The organism is Amycolatopsis bullii, assembly GCF_014654205.1.
GTDB classification, from domain to species: Bacteria; Actinomycetota; Actinomycetes; order Mycobacteriales; family Pseudonocardiaceae; genus Amycolatopsis; species Amycolatopsis plumensis.
Genome location: NZ_BNAW01000085.1, coordinates 1 through 16,188, shown reverse-complemented (window position 1 = coordinate 16,188; position 16,188 = coordinate 1). Strand labels below are relative to the sequence as shown.

General features: G+C 71.8%; 15 protein-coding genes and 1 pseudogene. 9 read left to right on the top strand and 7 right to left on the bottom strand.

Going from position 1 to position 16,188, the window contains the following annotated elements:
- Both IE317_RS43135 and IE317_RS43130 read right to left on the bottom strand, forming a co-directional pair.
- A pseudogene (locus tag IE317_RS43135) lies at positions 1-381 on the bottom strand (hypothetical protein); the annotation flags it as partial.
- 73 nt (positions 382-454) lie between these two features.
- Positions 455-1,072 carry a TetR/AcrR family transcriptional regulator gene (locus IE317_RS43130; protein WP_191317136.1) on the bottom strand — a complete coding sequence of 206 codons (618 nt, stop codon included), beginning with the start codon at positions 1,070-1,072 and terminating at the stop codon, positions 455-457.
- A 94-nt stretch (positions 1,073-1,166) separates the two neighbouring features.
- On the opposite strand from IE317_RS43130, the gene IE317_RS43125 reads away from it, so the two are divergent.
- Complete coding sequence (locus IE317_RS43125; protein ID WP_191317135.1) at positions 1,167-2,318, top strand: acyl-CoA dehydrogenase family protein; 1,152 nt, start codon at positions 1,167-1,169, stop codon at positions 2,316-2,318.
- Positions 2,319-2,331: 13 nt separating this feature from the next.
- Positions 2,332-3,468 carry a CaiB/BaiF CoA transferase family protein gene (locus IE317_RS43120; RefSeq protein ID WP_191317134.1) on the top strand — a complete coding sequence of 379 codons (1,137 nt, stop codon included), beginning with the start codon at positions 2,332-2,334 and terminating at the stop codon, positions 3,466-3,468.
- On the opposite strand, the gene IE317_RS43115 is transcribed toward IE317_RS43120, so the two are convergent.
- Together IE317_RS43115 and IE317_RS43110 are read right to left on the bottom strand one after the other, a co-directional pair.
- Positions 3,465-3,995, bottom strand: a complete 531-nt coding sequence (locus IE317_RS43115) for a GNAT family N-acetyltransferase (RefSeq protein ID WP_191317133.1) — start codon at positions 3,993-3,995, stop codon at positions 3,465-3,467. The genes IE317_RS43120 and IE317_RS43115 overlap by 4 nt on opposite strands.
- A gap of 96 nt (positions 3,996-4,091) precedes the next feature.
- Positions 4,092-4,865: a crotonase/enoyl-CoA hydratase family protein gene (locus IE317_RS43110; RefSeq protein WP_191317132.1), complete on the bottom strand. Its 774-nt coding sequence runs from the start codon at positions 4,863-4,865 to the stop codon at positions 4,092-4,094.
- Between the two features lie 102 nt (positions 4,866-4,967).
- Here IE317_RS43110 and IE317_RS43105 point away from each other — a divergent pair, with 102 nt between their 5' ends.
- The 5 genes from IE317_RS43105 to IE317_RS43085 all read left to right on the top strand — a co-directional run bounded on the left by IE317_RS43105 (position 4,968) and on the right by IE317_RS43085 (position 8,338).
- Positions 4,968-5,135, top strand: coding sequence for a hypothetical protein (locus tag IE317_RS43105; RefSeq protein WP_191317131.1), 168 nt, complete (start codon positions 4,968-4,970; stop codon positions 5,133-5,135).
- 360 nt (positions 5,136-5,495) lie between these two features.
- Positions 5,496-5,978 (top strand): hypothetical protein, encoded by a 483-nt coding sequence (locus tag IE317_RS43100; protein WP_013224355.1) that lies wholly within the window; start codon positions 5,496-5,498, stop codon positions 5,976-5,978.
- 116 nt (positions 5,979-6,094) lie between these two features.
- Positions 6,095-7,009 carry a lytic transglycosylase domain-containing protein gene (locus IE317_RS43095; RefSeq protein ID WP_191317130.1) on the top strand — a complete coding sequence of 305 codons (915 nt, stop codon included), beginning with the start codon at positions 6,095-6,097 and terminating at the stop codon, positions 7,007-7,009.
- A 590-nt stretch (positions 7,010-7,599) separates the two neighbouring features.
- Positions 7,600-7,986 carry a hypothetical protein gene (locus tag IE317_RS43090; protein WP_373309244.1) on the top strand — a complete coding sequence of 129 codons (387 nt, stop codon included), beginning with the start codon at positions 7,600-7,602 and terminating at the stop codon, positions 7,984-7,986.
- A gap of 10 nt (positions 7,987-7,996) precedes the next feature.
- Positions 7,997-8,338 carry a DUF3817 domain-containing protein gene (locus IE317_RS43085; protein WP_086857625.1) on the top strand — a complete coding sequence of 114 codons (342 nt, stop codon included), beginning with the start codon at positions 7,997-7,999 and terminating at the stop codon, positions 8,336-8,338.
- Here IE317_RS43085 and IE317_RS43080 read toward each other — a convergent pair.
- Entirely contained in the window at positions 8,316-9,740 is a 1,425-nt protein-coding gene (locus tag IE317_RS43080) for an MFS transporter (protein ID WP_191317129.1), read from the bottom strand. The two genes, IE317_RS43085 and IE317_RS43080, sit on opposite strands and share 23 nt — an antisense overlap.
- Before the next feature lie 135 nt (positions 9,741-9,875).
- On the opposite strand from IE317_RS43080, the gene IE317_RS43075 reads away from it, so the two are divergent.
- Positions 9,876-10,436, top strand: a complete 561-nt coding sequence (locus IE317_RS43075) for a TetR/AcrR family transcriptional regulator (RefSeq protein ID WP_191317128.1) — start codon at positions 9,876-9,878, stop codon at positions 10,434-10,436.
- Positions 10,437-10,455: 19 nt separating this feature from the next.
- On the opposite strand, the gene IE317_RS43070 is transcribed toward IE317_RS43075, so the two are convergent.
- Both IE317_RS43070 and IE317_RS43065 read right to left on the bottom strand, forming a co-directional pair.
- Complete coding sequence (locus tag IE317_RS43070; protein WP_191317127.1) at positions 10,456-12,048, bottom strand: solute symporter family protein; 1,593 nt, start codon at positions 12,046-12,048, stop codon at positions 10,456-10,458.
- Entirely contained in the window at positions 12,045-12,482 is a 438-nt protein-coding gene (locus tag IE317_RS43065; protein WP_191317126.1) for a DUF485 domain-containing protein, read from the bottom strand. The genes IE317_RS43070 and IE317_RS43065 overlap by 4 nt, the downstream gene beginning before the upstream one ends.
- A 1,019-nt stretch (positions 12,483-13,501) precedes the next feature.
- On the opposite strand from IE317_RS43065, the gene IE317_RS43060 reads away from it, so the two are divergent.
- Positions 13,502-16,188, top strand: a 2,687-nt coding sequence (locus IE317_RS43060; protein WP_191317137.1) for a nitrate- and nitrite sensing domain-containing protein, incomplete at its 3' end; no start/stop codon positions are given.

The window sequence follows — 16,188 nt, the reverse complement described above, 5'->3', positions numbered from 1 at the left end:
TCTGGCGCCCGCGCGCACGCCGGGCCCGGCCGAGCGGCGCGCGCCGGCGAACGCCAGGCCGGCCCCGGCGAGCAGGACGACCGCGCAGGCCGTGAGCGGGATGCCGTACCGGGCGACGTGGGTCTGTTCGTAGAACTTCTTCGTCTCCTCGCCGGGGTCGACGGAGAACGAACGCGACCAGGCGCTGACCGTCTGGCTGCTCTCGGTCTTGCCGTTCACCACCTGCTCGAACGACGTCTGCGGCAGGAACGACCCGGCGATCACCAGCACCGCGGCGAGGACGCCGAGGATCGCGGCGAACAGCCGGAAGACGGCGCCCGGGTCGGCCTGCTGTGCTGCGGGCGGCGGGCCGTAGGAGTACGGGTACGGGGCGGCGGTCATCGGAACTCCCCTCGTTCGGAGGGGATTGGACCACGAAATCCGCCTGCGGATAAGGGGCAAAGCGCCCTGGTGGTCAGCTCGGCGCAGCGGTGGCGTCCTGGTAGAGCAGGACGGCGATGCGCTTCCATTCCTCGAGCAGCTGCCGTCGCCGGTGCGGGTCGCCGCCGAGTTCGGCGTCCAGCGCCAGCCCGCGGGTGAGGTTCACGGTGAGCCAGAACAGCATTTCCGCGCGTTCCGGCGGGAGTTCGCCGGCGACCTGGGTGACGTGCTCGAGCGTGGCGCGGCCGAGCGCGCGGTCGACCGGGCGGATGGCCGCGCGCAGCTCGGCATCGGTGCGGGCGGCGACCCACAGTTCGGTGACGGCGGTCGAGAGCGTGCCGGAGTAGCCGGCCCACAGCAGGTCGATCGCCGCGGCGACGCCGGTGCCGCCGCTCGGCAGGTCGTCGAGCGAGGCCGCGAGCTGACGGCGCAGCTTCGTCGTCAGGTGCTCGACGGCGGCCGCCATCAGCTCGGCCTTCGCGGTGAAGTGGTGCTGCACCGCGCCCTTCGACACGCCCGCGCGGGCGCAGATCTCCTGCACCGACGTGCGCGCGTAGCCGACCTCGACCAGGCAGTCGATGGTGGCGTCGAGCAGTGCCGTGCGGGTCTGCTCGCGCCGCTGCGCCTGGGTCCGGTGCGCCGTCTCGGTCACCGCGGCCTCCCTGCTTTACCTACCGGACGGAATGGATGTACATTCCGATCAGAACTTACATGCTGATCGTCATGTTTTCCAGCAGGAGGGTCCCGTGCCACTGCAACTGCCGAAGAGCTCGTGGAGCACGACCGAGCTCGATGACCTCCGCGAGCTCGCGCGGTCGTTCCTGCAGAAGGAAGCCGTCCCGCACCAGGAGCGCTGGGCGGCGGAGAAGAAGGTCGACCGCGAGCTGTGGACGAAGGCGGGCGACGTCGGCCTGCTCTGCCTGTCCATCCCCGAGGAGTACGGCGGGGGCGGCGGCACCTTCGCCCACGAAGCCGTCCTCTACGAGGAGCAGGCGCGGGCCGGCGACAGCGCGTGGGGTGTCACCGTCCACAATGGAATCGTCGCGCACTACCTGCTCGCCTACGCCTCGGAAGAGAAGAAGCGCGAGTGGCTGCCGAAGCTGGCGAGCGGCGAGATGGTCGGCGCGATCGCGATGACCGAGCCCGGCACCGGCTCCGACCTGCAGGGCATCAAGACGCGCGCGGTCCGCGACGGCGACCACTACGTCATCAACGGCGCGAAGACCTTCATCACCAACGGCCTGCACGCCGACCTCGTGGTCGTCGCGGTGAAGACCGACCCGGACGCGGGCGCGCAGGGCGTCTCGCTGATCGTGGTCGAGACGGACACGCCGGGCTTCCGCCGCGGCCGCGTCCTCGACAAGGTCGGCCTCAAGGGCCAGGACACCGCCGAGCTCTTCTTCGACGACGTCCGCGTGCCCGCCGCCAACCTCCTCGGTGACGCCGAGGGCCAGGGCTTCTTCCAGCTGATGCTGCAGCTGCCGCAGGAACGGCTGATCATCGCCGTCACCGCGGTGGCCGGGCTGGAGGCGGCGGTCGACCTCACGCTCGAGTACACCAAGGAGCGCACGGCGTTCGGCCGGCCGATCTTCTCCTTCCAGAACACCAAGTTCACCCTCGCCGAGGCCGCCACCGAAGCCGCGGTGGCGCGGGCGTTCCTCGACCAGTGCATCGAACGCCACCTGCGCGGTGAACTCGACGTCCAGGGCGCGGCGATGGCCAAGCTGTGGACCACCGAGCGCGTCAACAAGGTGATCGACGACTGCGTGCAGCTCTTCGGCGGCTACGGCTACATGACCGAGTACCCGATCGCGCGCGCGTGGGCCGACGTCCGGATCTCGCGGATCTTCGGCGGCACCAGCGAGATCATGAAGGAAATCATCTCCCGCTCGCTCTGAAAGGACCTCGGTCATGAAAGCAGGTCCGCTCAGCGGCCTGAAGGTGGTGGAGCTCGCCGGTCTCGCGCCCGGGCCGTTCGCCACGATGATCCTCGCCGACCTCGGCGCCGACGTCGTCCGCGTCGACCGCGCGCAGCCGGGGGAGGACGTGCTCGGGATCGGGACCGACCCGCTGGCCCGCGGCCGCCGGTCCGTCGGCATCAACACCAAGACACCCGAAGGCGTCGAGCTCGTGCTGAAGCTGTGCGACACGGCCGACGTCCTCATCGAGGGCTTCCGGCCCGGGGTCGCCGAGCGGATCGGGCTCGGCCCGGACGTCGTGCACGCCCGGAACCCGCGGCTGGTCTACGGCCGGATGACCGGCTGGGGCCAGGACGGGCCCCTGGCCACGGCGGCCGGGCACGACATCAACTACATCGGCATCGCCGGCGCCCTCGAACCGATCGGGCGCGCCGGCGAGCGGCCGGTCCCGCCGCTCAACCTCGTCGGCGACTTCGGCGGCGGCGGGCTGCTGCTGGCGATGGGCATCCTGGCCGCGCTCTACGAACGGAACACGTCCGGGCGCGGCCAGGTCGTCGACGCGTCGATGGTCGACGGCGCCGCCCTGCTCACCACGAGCCTGCACGGCATCAAGGCGGCCGGCCTCTGGTCGGAGGGCCGCGGCGAGAACATGCTCGACGGCGGTGCGCCGTTCTACGACACCTACGAGACCGCGGACGGCAAGTACGTCGCCGTCGGCGCGATCGAGATGCGGTTCTGGAGTGCGCTGGTGCAGGTGCTCGAGCTGGACCCGGCGGAGCTGCCGCTGCACGTCGACCGGACGCAGTGGCCCCGCCTGCGGGAAATCGTGGCGGGGGCGATCGCCAAGCACACGCGCGACGAGCTCGTCGCGCGCGCCGAAGGCACCGACGCCTGCCTGACGCCGGTGTTGTCGCCCGAAGAAGCGGCCTCGCACCCGCACAACGCGGCGCGCGGCACGTTCGTCGAGATCGGCGGCATGGTCCAGCCGGCCCCGGCGCCGCGGTTCGACCGCACGCCGCCGTCGACGCCGGAAGCGCCGCGGGCCAAGGGGTCCGACACCGAAGCCGTGCTCGCCGAACTGGGCGTCACGGACCTCGGCGGCCTGCGGGCGGCGGGGGTGATCGCCTAAGGCTTCGCCAGGTCGGAGCGCACGACCGAGTACATGACGTGGTCGCGCCACTCGCCGTCTCGGAAGTCGTAGCCGCGAAGGACGCCTTCGCGCGTGAAGCCGGCTTTCTCGAGCGAGCGCTGTTCGGCGCGGTTGCCGGCCTCGGTCGTCGCTTCGACCCGGTTGAGCTGGGTGTGGGCGAAGAGGTACTCGACGAGCAGGCGCTGGGCCTCGGTGCCGTAGCCGTGGCCGCGGGCCTCCGGGGCCAGCACCAGCCCGATGTTCCAGCAGTAGGACGCCGGCCCGGTGCGGGTCCGGTGCCACGAGACCAGGCCGAGCACGCGGCCGCCCAGCGTCGGCACGAGCATGCCGGTGTCGGTGGTCAGCATCCCGGTCTCGAGCCACCGGCGGCGCAAGTAACCGGGATCGTGCCAGCCGAACCACTGGTGCTCGCCGGCGGCGACGGGATCGTTGGTCAGCCGTTCCAGCAGGCCGAGATCGCTTTCGGCCACCGGCCGGAGCTCGACTCTGACGCCGTCGTCGTCCATCCGGAGACCTTATCGGCCGCTTGACCGGAAACCGGGGGACCCACGCGCGATCCAGCCGGTCCGGTGAACGACGGCTGCGGACCGGGGCCACCCGCGTCAGTCGAAGCTGCCGTGGCGGCCCGCGCCGCCCGCGAACCGAGCCGCGCCGTCCACCGCCTCCGCCGCCAGTACCCCCGTGCCCATGGCCGCCGCGAACTCCGCGGCCAGTGCGTCCTCTTCGGACTTGCCCCACTGGGCCAGTGCCGAGAGCCGGTCGCCGCGCAGGCACGCCTGGGGGAACGCCGAGAGCTGCCGGGCCAGCTCCTGCGCGGCCGTCACCGCTTCGCCCGCCGGGACCAGGCGGTTGGCCAAGCCGATCTCGAAGGCCTCGGCCGCCTCGACCGGGCGGCCGGTGAGGATCAGGTCCATCGCGCGGGACTGGCCGATCAGCCGCGGCAGCCGCACCGTGCCGCCGTCGATCAGCGGGACGCCCCAGCGGCGGCAGAACACGCCGAACACCGCCGTCGTGTCCGCGACGCGCAGGTCGCACCACAGCGCCAGCTCGAGCCCGCCCGCGACGGCCGGTCCGTGCACCGCCGCGACCACCGGCTTGCCGAGGGCCATCCGGGTGGGCCCCATCGGGCCGTCCCCGTCCGGGTGAGTGCGGTTCATCCGGTCGGTGCCGACGGCCTTCAGATCGGCGCCGGCGCAGAACGCGTCACCCGCTCCGGTGAGCACCGCGACGGCCGCGTCCGGGTCGGCGTCGAAGGCGCGGAAGGCGTCGGCCAGCTCCGCCGCCGTCGGCCCGTCGACGGCGTTGCGCGCCGCCGGCCGGTCGATGGTGATCGTCGTCACCACGCCGTCGCGCTGCACCAGCACGTTGCGGGACATCGCCGCTCCCGGGGTTGATCGAGGTGTCTTCCGTGGACGCCTTCCCTACAGTATTGGGGTGGCCACTCCCAGGACGGGGACGGCGAGCCGGGGAGGAAGCTCATGTCGGGCGGCGTGAAGAAGATCCTGATCGTCGGCGTGGTCGCGCTCGTGCTCTTCTTCCTGATCACCCAGCCCACCCAGTCCGCCGACTTCGTGCACCGCGTGCTCGGCTGGCTCAAGGACGGCGCCGAAGCGATCGTCACGTTCTTCCGCGCCCTGTTCTCCTGACCTGGTGCTTCTCCGTGCCGACGCCCCCACGGGCGGTGCCGGTGACTACCCTGCGTGTTAACGGACGGTAAATCACCCAGTGTCACCAATCCCGGATTTCGGACTCCGCCACTCGACCATCCGGGTGGATTGCGGCCGAAAACACGCAGGTCGTCGAATTCGTGGCACCCGAGGTCTGGCGAAGACGACCACCCCGGCCCTACGGTGCTCACATTGCGTGATCGGGTGGTTCGCCATCCCCCCGGAGAACCCCGGTACGCAGGCAGTTTCCACTCAGCAAGGTGCAGGTTGGTGCGTGCGGCACCACCGCGTGGGACAGGCGTCAGGGCCTGTCCGTCGGGGACCTACAAGGAGGCAGGGATGACCGGAGATCCCGGAGTGGACGCGTTGATCCGGCAGTGGGCCGCCGAGCGCGAGAGGACTCCCGAGGAGCAGGAGGTCGACCGCATCGCTTCCGCGTGGCTGGCCGACGCTCCCGCGCAGGCACCGGGCATCCCCGGCCAGCGCGCCCGGACCGGGCAGTCGCGGTTCGTCCCGGTCGAGTCGGCCGATCCCGGCTACCTCGCCGCGATGCGCAGCCGGCTGCCGGAAGTGCCCGAAGAGCTCCTCACCGCCGCCGCGGGCTGGTGGCAGATGGTCGGCGGCGTCGCCGAGGCCGAGGAGTGGTGGGACGCCGGCATCAGCCCGCTCGACCAGCGGGCCCTCGACTACCGGGCGGCCGGGCTCGCGCCGTCCGACCTGAGCCGGCGGCTCGGGCCGATGACCGTTCTGCAGCACCTGCGCCGCGGCAGCGCCCCGGCCTGGTGCGTCGCGCGGCTCGCGCGGCAGCAGAAGTCCGCCTGATTTTCCACTCGGCCGGGTGACCCGGTGTGATGAGACGATCGTGACGGCCCGCGTAACGCTAGCCTGCGCGGGCTCGTTGACAGTTCGTCGACATCACGCTGGAGGACCGGAGTTTCGTGCGCACCAGGACCGGAAAGCCCGAGGACGACCCGACCGGCGCTGAAGCCGAGCAAGCCGTCCCCGCCCCACCGGCACCGCGCTCTCCGGGCGTGGCCGTGCTCACCCGGCTGCTCGTGGTCCTCGCCGTGCTGGCCGTGGCCGGCGGCGGGATCTGGCTCGTCACCCGCGCCTCGACGCCCGAGGCGAGCCCGACCACCACCGAAATCCCCGCCTTGCAGGTCAAGGCGGCCGACGTCCGCCCGGGCTCGGTCGCCCCGGCCGGTGGTGCGGTGGCGGGCGGGGCCGAACAGCAGACGTCGCCCCAGCAGGCCCGTCCCCGCGAGACGGGCCCGGCGACGCTGGCCCAGTGGGCGGCCCAGGTCGCCGGGGCCACCGGCGTCCCGGCGCGGGCGCTGCAGGCGTACGGCAACGCGGAGCTGGCGATGCGCGCGGACCAGCCGGGCTGCAAGATCTCCTGGGCGACACTGGCCGGTATCGGCCGCATCGAGTCGAACCACGGTCAGTACGCGGGCGCGGTCCTCGGAGCGGACGGCCGCCCGTCCAAGCCGATCATCGGCGTCCCGCTCGACGGGTCGGCGGGAGTGCAGGCCATCGGCGACACGGACGGCGGCCGCTACGACGGCGACGCGAGTGTCGACCGGGCGGTGGGTCCGATGCAGTTCATCCCGGGCACCTGGCGCAAGTGGGCCTCCGACGGCAACGGCGACGGGCTGGGAGATCCCCAGCAGATCGACGACGCGGCCCTGGCGGCGGCGCGGTACCTGTGCGCGGGTGGGCGGGACATGGCCAGCCCGAGCGGGTGGTGGGCCGGGATCCTGTCGTACAACAACTCGACGGAGTACGCGCAGAAGGTGTTCGGCTTGGCGGACGGGTATGCGAAGGCGGCCCAGGCGGCGCGTAAGCAGGGGTGAGGCCGGGCTTGTGGGCTGTCTTCCGGGCATTTGGCGGCCCCGCTCGTAATCAGACAGGCCACGGGGTCTCGGCGTCGCTGTGGGTAGCCGGGGCCGTCGCCGGTGGGGCTCGGTCCGAAGGTGCGGCTGGCTTGGGTGGGTCCAGGGCGCCGTGGTCGGCAGGCTTGGTGCCCACCACCCCGAAGCCGCGATTGTGACTACGGCCGGCAGTACCGCGTCAAGGCGGGAAAGCGTGCCTTGACCCGGCACTGCCGGCCGTGTTCTGGCTTCGGATCGGGGTGGCGGGGGAGGTCTGGGTGGGGTGCCGGTCCGGCGGTCAGCGTCCCGTCACGCCGGTGAGGCAGCTGCGAGGGGCCCCGCTCGTAACCAGACAAGCCCCACCCGATCCCTGGGGGCTGACCCCGGATCCATTCTATCGGCGCCCCCCGACGAAGAGCCGGAATCCGGTGCCGGGTGACCGAGCTGTCCACAACCGTCCCGGATTGGGGATTGCTGCCGTTCGCCCGGAGCCGCGACCTGCGTTGAGAGCCCGGCCACCCGGGCTGCGACCGCGCGTCGGCTCTCAGCGAACCAGTGCTAGCGTCGACTTCGTGCCAGACCCTCACCCGCCGGCGGGATCCCCCTGGGGGCGCCGGATCGCGATCGTCGCGACCTGCCTGGTGAGCCTGCTCGTCTGCTGCGGGCTCGCCTGGTGGCAGTGGGACCGCTTCACCTCCGCGAACGGCACCTTCCAGAACCTCGGCTACGTCCTGCAGTGGCCGCTGTTCGGGCTCTTCCCGGCCTTCATGTTCTGGCGGATCCGCAAGCTCAACCGGAACGCCGCAGCCGCAGCCCCGGCCCCGGTGGAAGAGCGACCCGAGGTGCCCGCCCCCCGTCCCCGCCCGGACACCGAGGTCGCGGACGAGGACGAGGAGCTGGCCGCCTACAACCGTTACCTGCGTGAACTGAACGCCCGCGACGAGCAGGCAGCAGAGTGAGGACCACCCGATGACCACCAGCACCGAAGGCGCCCGGACCGCCGTTCCCCTCGCCGGCCCCCTGGTCCGGTTCCGCACCGCCGCCTACGTCACCGGCGTCGGCCTGCTCGGCCTGTGCTTCGTGATGGTGCTGCGGTACGGCTTCGACAACCCGACGCCGTCCGCGGTCTACTCGCCGATCCACGGCGTCCTCTACATGATCTACCTGGTGCTGACCATCGACCTGGCGATCAAGGCCCGCTGGTCGATCAAGGGCACCGTGCTCGTGCTGCTGGCCGGCTGCGTCCCGTTCGTCTCGTTCCTCGTCGAGCGCCGGGTGACGCACAAGGTCAAGGCCGGGCAGAAGCTGTAACGCGCCGGAACGTCAGCGCCACCAGCACCGTGCAGACCGCGAACGCCGCGGACGTCGCGAACGCGGCCGTCATCCCGTCGACCGTGAGCTGAGCGCCGGTCGCGGCCGATGAGCGGGTCACCGAGCCGAACACCGTGATCAGGACGCCCAGCCCGAGCGTGCTGCCGACCTGTTGCATCGTCTGCAGCACGCCGCCCGCGGCGCCCGCGTCCTCGGTGGGCACGGTGGCCATCACGATCACGTTGAGCGGCGCGAACGCCAGCCCGACGCCAAGTCCCATCAGCAGCAGCGGCCCGAACAGCGCCGGGAAGTACTCGCTGTCCGTAGTGAGCAGCGCGAGCCAGGTGAGGCCGGCGACCATCACCAGGGACCCGGTCACCGCCAGCGTTTTCGGCCCGTAGCGGGGGAGCAGCCGCGGCACGAGCCGGCTCATCGTGAAGATCAGCACCGCCATCGGGAGGAACGCGAACCCGGTGGCCAGCGCGGCGTAGTGCCGGATGTCCTGCATGAACTGGGTCAGGAAGAAGAACATCGACATCATCGCCATCGGGCCGAGGAAGAAGTTGACGTAGGCCGCGCTGCGGTTGCGGTCGGCGAACAGCCGCAGCGGGACCAGCGGCATCTCGGTGCGGGCTTCGATGGCGACGAACCCGGCCAGCACCGCCAGGCCGGCGCCGAGCGAGCCGAGCGTCACCGGGTTGCCCCAGCCGTCGGACGCGGCGTGGGTGAAGGCGAACACGAGCGCGCCGACGCCGAGGGTGCCGGTGACCGCGCCGGGCAGGTCCAGGTGCGCGCGCCGTCGCTCGGGGTCCGGCACGAAACGCGGGGCGAGCAGGACGATCGCCAGGCCGAACGGGACGTTGATGAACAGCCCGGCGCGCCACGAGATCCATTCGGTGAGCAGGCCGCCGACGATGAGGCCGATCGCGAAGCCGCCGCTGGACATCGCGGAGAACAGCGCCAGCGCGCGGACGCGGGACTTGGTCTCGGTGAACGTCGTGGTGATCAGGGCCAGGGTGCTCGGGCCCGCCATGGCGGCGCCGACGCCCTGCAGGGCACGGGCGGCGATGAGCAGCGCGGCCGAGTCGGCGAGGCCGCCGGCCAGCGACGCGAGGGTGAACACGGCGGTACCCACGACGAACATCCGGCGCCGCCCGAACAGGTCGCCCGCCCGGCCGCCGAGCAGGAGGAGACCGCCGAAGACGAGGCTGTAGGCGGTCATCACCCAGGACAGGCCGGTGGGCGTGAAGCCGAGGTCGGCCTGGATGCGGGGCAGTGCGACGTTGACCACGGTCGCGTCGAGGATGAGCATGAGCTGGCAGGTCAGGATGATCGCGAGGACCAGCCCACTGCGCTTGCGCGCCGCCGGTGCGGGCGCGCGGTCGAGCGTCTGTTGCGACAAGGGATACTCCCCCAAGGAGTAAGAGAAGAAGCGGAGATGTTCTCCACTTGGCTGTGATCCGATAATATGGAGAGCGTCTCCGGATGCGCAAGTGAATTCGGAGAATCTCTCCGGTTACGTGGTGAGGAGGCCGGGATGCCGGACAGCGAGCGTCCGATGCGGGCGGACGCGCGGCGCAACTACGAGCGCATCGTCGCGACGGCGAAGGACCTCTTCACCACCCACGGCGCCGACGTGCCGCTGGACGACGTCGCCAAGAAGGCCGGGGTCGGCGCCGGGACCCTGTACCGGCACTTCCCGACGCGCGAGAAGCTGTTCGAAGCGGTCTACCGCGACGAGATCACGGTGCTCGCCGACCGCGCGTTCGTCCTGCACGACGAGCTGCCGCCGTGGGAGGCCCTGGAAGCGTGGCTGCGGGCGCAGGTCACCTGGGTCGTCGAGCGGCACAAGCTGGCGACCATCCTCAAGGAGTCGATCGACTCCGGCTCGGAGACCTTCCAGTACTGCCAGAAGCGGCTGCGCGAAGCGACCGGCGTGCTCGTCGAAGCGGCGCAGGAGGCCGGGCTGGTCCGGCCGGACGTCGTCGGAGCCGACGTGCTCCGCCTCGGCCACGGGGCCGGGATGGCCGTGCGCAACTGCAGCCCGGAGGACGGCGAACGCGTGCTCGACGTGATCCTGGACGGCCTGCGCGCTTGACGCAGGCCGTCCGAGGAGGTCAGCTGCCGATGCCGGTCATCGAGCGGACCTCCATCTCGGCCTGCTTCTCCGCGTCCGCCTTCGGCCTGCCCACCAGCGTCCCGACGAACCCGCAGAGGAACGAGAACGGGATCGACACCAGGCCGGGGTTCTTCAGCGGGAACCAGGCGAAGTCGATGCTCTTGAAGATCGCGTCCGGGGCGCCCGAGACGACCGGCGAGAACAGCACGAGCAGCAGGCACGCGATCAGGCCGCCGTACATGCCCCACAGCGTGCCGGTCGTGTTGAACCGCTTCCAGAACAACGAGTACAGCAGCGTCGACAGGTTCGCCGACGCCGCCACCGCGAACGCCAGCGCCACGAGGAACGCGACGTTCTGCCCGTTCGCCAGCACCCCGCCGACGATCGCCAGCACGCCCACCACGATCGCGGTCAGCCGCGCCACCCGGACCTCGTCCGCCGGCTCGGCCTCGCCGCGCTTGAAGATGTTCGCGTAGACGTCGTGGGCGAAGGAGGCCGACGCGGTGATCGTCAGCCCGGCCACCACCGCCAGGATCGTCGCGAACGCCACCGCGGCGATCACGCCCAGCAGCAGCGTCCCGCCGATGTGCAGCGCCAGCAGCGGCGCCGCCGAGTTCTCCCCGCCCGGGGCGGCCTTGATCTCGTCCGCGCCGACCAGCGCCGCCGCGCCGAAGCCGATCACCAGCGTGCACACGTAGAAGATGAGCATGCACACCGTGGCCCAGACGACCGAGCGGCGCGCCTCCAGGGAGTTCGGCACCGTGTAGAAGCGCATCAGCAGGTGGGGCAGCGAGGACAGGCCGAGCACCAGGGCCAGCGCGAGCGACACGAAGTCGAGCTTGGTGGTGTCGTCCTTGCCGTAGGAGCCGCCTGGTTCCAGCAGGTGCTCACCCAGCGGGCTCTTCTCGGTCGCGGCCGAGAGCAGGTTCGAGAAGCTGAAGCCGTACTTGCCGAACAGGAAGACCGCCATCAGCACCACGGCGAGCATCAGCACGCCGGCCTTGATGATCTGCACCCACGTGGTGCCCTTCATCCCGCCGACCAGCACGTACAGGACCATGACCAGGCCGACCACGCCGATCACCAGCGCCTGCCCGAGGCGGGTGTGGATGTCGAGCAGCAGGGCGACCAGGCCGCCGGCGCCCGCCATCTGCGCCAGCATGTAGAACAGCGAGATCACCAGGGTCGACGTCGCCGCCGCGGCCCGGACCGGGCGCTGGTTCATCCGGAAGCTGACGACGTCGCCCATCGTGAACCGGCCGGTGTTGCGCAGCAGCTCGGCGATCAGCAGCAGGTCGACCAGCCAGGCGACGAGGAAGCCGATCGAGTAGAGGAACCCGTCGTACCCGTGGACGGCGATCGCGCCCGCGATGCCGAGGAACGACGCCGCCGAGAGGAAGTCCCCGGAGAGCGCGATGCCGTTCTGGCGGCCGGTGAAGGCGCTGCCCGCGGCGTAGTAGTCCGACGTCGAGGAGTTCCGGCTGCCGGCCCGGTAGACGACGTACAGGGTGATCGCCACGAACAGCGCGAACACGACGGTGTTGACGACGGGGTCGCTGGCGGTCAGGCCGCCCTCGGCGAGCGCGGTCATCGGCGCTTCTCTTCCACCAGGCCCGCGCGTGCGCGCAGCTCGGCGACCCGCGGGTCGAGCTGGCGGCGGGCGTAGCGCAGGTAGAGCCAGGTGATCAGCGCGGTGCTGGCGAACTGGCCGAGGCCGAGCAGGATGGCCACGTTGACCTGGCCGAACACCTTGCGGCTCATGAAGTCGTGCGCGTACGCGGCCAGCAGCACATACGTCATGTACCAGGCGAAGAAGGCGAAGCTGAGCGGGAAGACGAAGCCGCGGAACCGGCGGCGCAGCGCGACGAACTCCGGGCTGGCCTGGATCGCGGTGTAGTCGGGCTCCGCGGGGGTGGCGGGCCGGCGGGGTGGAACGCCGGCCGGGGCGGGCCCGGCGGGCAGGACCGGGATCCGGCCGGTCTCCTCGAGGGCGTTGCCCGGCGAGGGCCGCGCTACGTCGTACATGGTGCCTCCGGCAGAGTGCCTCCGTGGCGGCGGGCCCCGGGCGCAAACAGGGCGCCGGGCCGCCCTTGCGGACTGCGAGGGCACATCGTAACTACGCCATCCGGCGGCTGCGGAAGGCGGCCGACCGTACGGTCGGTCCGCGCGGTGGTATTCGTTTTCCGCGGGCGGCGCGTCGAATGGGTGACCGGCGACAACGCGGCGCGGAGAACGTCCCCAATGCCGAAAAGAATTGTGACGGCACGTTGTCGGGAGCGCAGCGCGCTGCGGCGAACGGGGTAACGACGCTGGGCGACTTGCCAACGTGGTCACGGAAAGTAGCCGATTCGCGGGCTTGATCCTGCTCGCGGGTGGCTCCGGAGGCTGTCCGGCGGGCGAAGATCCACTGGTCAGCGCCGGGTTTCGAAAGAAATCACCAGGTCGAGGCAGGGGACTGCGCAACGCCACAACATCGGGCACATCTTGAGACTTGACCCACCCGTTGGTGGTACGGAGTGTAGATCGACCGAGGGATACTGCTAGCCTGCATGGGCTAATCGGGTGACCGCCGGATGCGTCCGGTCTTCAGTCCGGTAACCGGAATTCCCTCTTCGGCGGCGGTGAGGTGGAATGTCTTGGCCCTTGTCCGGTTGCAAAAGCACTTTTCGCAGGTCAGCGCCCGAACGGGGAACACAATTGACCGGCCGGGCATCGGGGGTACGATTCTTTGGCCCAGCTGACCGCAGCGATCGATTGGCACCGATAAAGTTGATCTCGATCACCGTGCACAACGCAACTTGCGACATGCACGTGCATAGTCCCGGGCAGCATCCCGGGCACGGGACGGCGAGGCGGTGCCTGCCCGGCGACGGGCGCGCGGACGGCGGGGCGGCCGGGGACGAGCGAGGGCGCCGGGGAAGCGGCAGGGCGGGGACGGCACGGCCGTCCGGCAGCCCGCTGCGAGCCGGGACGCCGCGCCGCCGACGCGGATCCATGACGCCGGACAGGGAGTCACTCACGTGACCGTTGCAGGAGAAGGTCAGGTGCCCGTCGGGGAACTGCTCGGCCGAGCGCCCCGGCGGTCCAGGGGAAGGGCCGTGTGGCGCGCACTGGTGCAGTGGCGCGACTGGAGCCTGCCCGTCAAGCTTTCGGCCGTCACGGTCGTGCCCATCGTCCTCGCGCTCGTGCTGGGCGTCGCGACGATCGCCGCGCAGGTCGGCCGTTCCGGCGAGTACCAGCGGCTCGACCGGCTCGTCGCGCTCGGCGGCGGGGTGCGCACCCTGACCGCAGCCCTCCAGCAGGAGCGCACGGTCACCGCCGCGATGCTGACCGAGGGCACCGTCGGCGGCACCCCCGAGCTGGCCGCGGCGCGCAAGGCGACCGACGCCGCGGTCGACCCGTTCACCGCGGAGCAGGCCCGCGCCTCCGAAGCCGAGCCGGGCGTCTCCGGAGCCGCGGGCGCGGCCTCCGCCCAGATCGGCAACCTCTCTTTCCTGCGCCGCCAGGTCGACGGCGGCCAGCTCGACCCGAGCCAGGCCATCACGGCGTACTCCGCGCTCACCGGCTCGCTCGTCAGCCTCGACACGGCGGCCACCGCGGGCGCCGGCGACGGCACCCTCGGCGGCCTGCCCGCCGGGCTGCACGAACTGCTTGTCGCCGGCGAGCAGGTGTCGATCAGCCAGGCCCTCGTCTCTTACGGCATCGGCCGCACCGGGCTGACGCCGAGCGAGCTGGCCACCCTGCGTGCCGCCGAGCTGCGGCTCGCCGACCGGCTCGTCGACTTCCGCTCCGCGGCGGGCGACACGCTGCAGCGCGACTTCGCGGCGATCGCCGAGGGCACCCAGGCGCAGAGCCGCTCCCGGATGGTCGAGACGGTGCTGAACGCGCAGAGCAGCACGGTGGACGACGCCTTCCGCGCGCTGTCGGCCGCGGACTGGACCGCCGCCTCCGCGGCGATGCGCACGCAGATCGGCTCGATCGCCGACCGGCTCGGCGCCTCGGCGTCGCAGACCGCGGCGGACCTGGTCGACTCCTCCAGCAGCGGCGCCGGCCTGCTCGCGGTGGTGCTGTTCGCCGCGATGGTGCTGGCCGTCGCGGTCGTCTTCCTCATCACCCGCCAGCTGCTGCGCTCGCTGAAGGTACTGCGCCGCAGCGCCCTCGACGTCGCCGAGACCGCGCTGCCGGAGGCGGTCCGCAACATCCAGGAGGGCCGCGCGCAGGGCACCGACGTCCGGCCGGTCCCGGTGCACACCGACGACGAGGTCGGCGAGGTGGCGCGGGCCTTCGACAAGGTGCACCACCAGGCGCTGCGGCTGGCGACCGAGCAGGCCGCGATGCGCACCGGCTACGGCAGCGTGTTCGTCAACCTCTCGCGGCGCAGCCAGAGCCTGGTGCAGCGGCAGCTGCAGCTGATCGAGCAGCTCGAGCGGGACGAAGAGGACGCCGACCAGCTGGCGACGCTGTTCCAGCTCGACCACCTCGCCACCCGGATGCGGCGCAACAACGAGAACCTGATGGTGCTTTCGGGCGCCGAGCCGGGCCGCCGGTCCGGGAAGCCGGTCGGCACCACCGACATGCTCCGCGCGGCGGTGTCGGAGATCGAGCAGTACCAGCGCGTCCAGGTGCAGCCGCCGCCCCCGGCCCGGATCGTCGGCTACGCCGCGAGCGACCTGATGCGCCTGGTCGCCGAGCTGCTGGACAACGCCGCGGCGTTCTCCGCGCCGGAGACCACGGTGACCGTGGCGTCGCGGCTGGGCGAGGACGGCTCGCTCCACATCGACATCCTGGACAAGGGCATCGGGATGAACGAGTGCGAGGTCATCGAGGCCAACACCCGGCTGACCGAGGCCGGGTCCGTCGACCTGGTGACGTCGAGGCGGATGGGCCTGTTCGTCGTCGGCCGGCTGGCCAGCAGGCACCGGATCGGGGTGTCGCTGCACGGCGGCAAGGACATCGTCGGCGTCCGCGCCACGGTGATCGTCCCGGCGGAGCTGGTGATGCCGGTGACCGACGGCCCGGCGACCGGACCGATCGGCGCCCTGCAGCAGCACCCGGCGAGCCCGGCGGCCGGCAACCGGCTGCCGCGCCGCCCGGTCAACGGCGCCGCCCGCCCGCAGCCGGTGGTGCCGCAGCAGCCGGCGATGGGCGAGGAGCGGTGGCCGTCGGCGAGCGACCTCGCCGGGCTGTCCGGCGTGCGCCCGCCGTCGGACCTGGAGATCTCCGGGACGGCGCTGTTCGCCCCGATCGAGAAGGACGACGACGCCCCGCCGCCGCCCCCGGCCCTGCCGCCGGTGCCCGCGGTGCTGTCGGTGCCGCAGCCGCCGCGGGCGGACGACCTGCCGGCGGGCAAGGACCTCTTCACGGCGAACGAGACGACGCTCAGCGACTGGTGGCAGGAGGCGACGGCCGGGTCGGAGCCGCCCCCGCCGCCCCCGGCACCGGACCGTTCGGAGACGACGCCGATCTTCGACGAGATGCTGTCGGCGTGGTTCCGCGAGGACAAGCCGGCCGTTTCCGACGAGGAGCCGGAGGCGGTCGCGTCGGAGGAGGCGCCGCCGGAGGAGCGGCGCAGCTGGGACTTCGCGAGCGACGAGAACTTCCGCACGGTCCAGGAGCGGACGAAGGCCGAGCCGACGGCGTTCACCGAGGCCGGGCTGCCCCGCCGCCGCCGCGGCGAGCAGCTGCTGCCGGGCAGCGCCACGCCGGCGCCGTCGAAGCGGGCGTCGAGGAC

What these genes read in the sequence shown, in the direction of transcription:
- IE317_RS43075 (WP_191317128.1), top strand. Translation starts at nt 9,876, where the DNA reads ATGCCGGACAGCGAGCGTCCGATGCGGGCGGACGCGCGGCGCAACTAC.
- IE317_RS43105 (WP_191317131.1), top strand. Translation starts at nt 4,968, where the DNA reads ATGTCGGGCGGCGTGAAGAAGATCCTGATCGTCGGCGTGGTCGCGCTC.
- IE317_RS43070 (WP_191317127.1), bottom strand. Translation starts at nt 12,048, where the DNA reads ATGACCGCGCTCGCCGAGGGCGGCCTGACCGCCAGCGACCCCGTCGTC.
- IE317_RS43110 (WP_191317132.1), bottom strand. Translation starts at nt 4,865, where the DNA reads ATGTCCCGCAACGTGCTGGTGCAGCGCGACGGCGTGGTGACGACGATC.
- IE317_RS43115 (WP_191317133.1), bottom strand. Translation starts at nt 3,995, where the DNA reads ATGGACGACGACGGCGTCAGAGTCGAGCTCCGGCCGGTGGCCGAAAGC.
- IE317_RS43065 (WP_191317126.1), bottom strand. Translation starts at nt 12,482, where the DNA reads ATGTACGACGTAGCGCGGCCCTCGCCGGGCAACGCCCTCGAGGAGACC.
- IE317_RS43100 (WP_013224355.1), top strand. Translation starts at nt 5,496, where the DNA reads ATGACCGGAGATCCCGGAGTGGACGCGTTGATCCGGCAGTGGGCCGCC.
- IE317_RS43120 (WP_191317134.1), top strand. Translation starts at nt 2,332, where the DNA reads ATGAAAGCAGGTCCGCTCAGCGGCCTGAAGGTGGTGGAGCTCGCCGGT.
- IE317_RS43085 (WP_086857625.1), top strand. Translation starts at nt 7,997, where the DNA reads ATGACCACCAGCACCGAAGGCGCCCGGACCGCCGTTCCCCTCGCCGGC.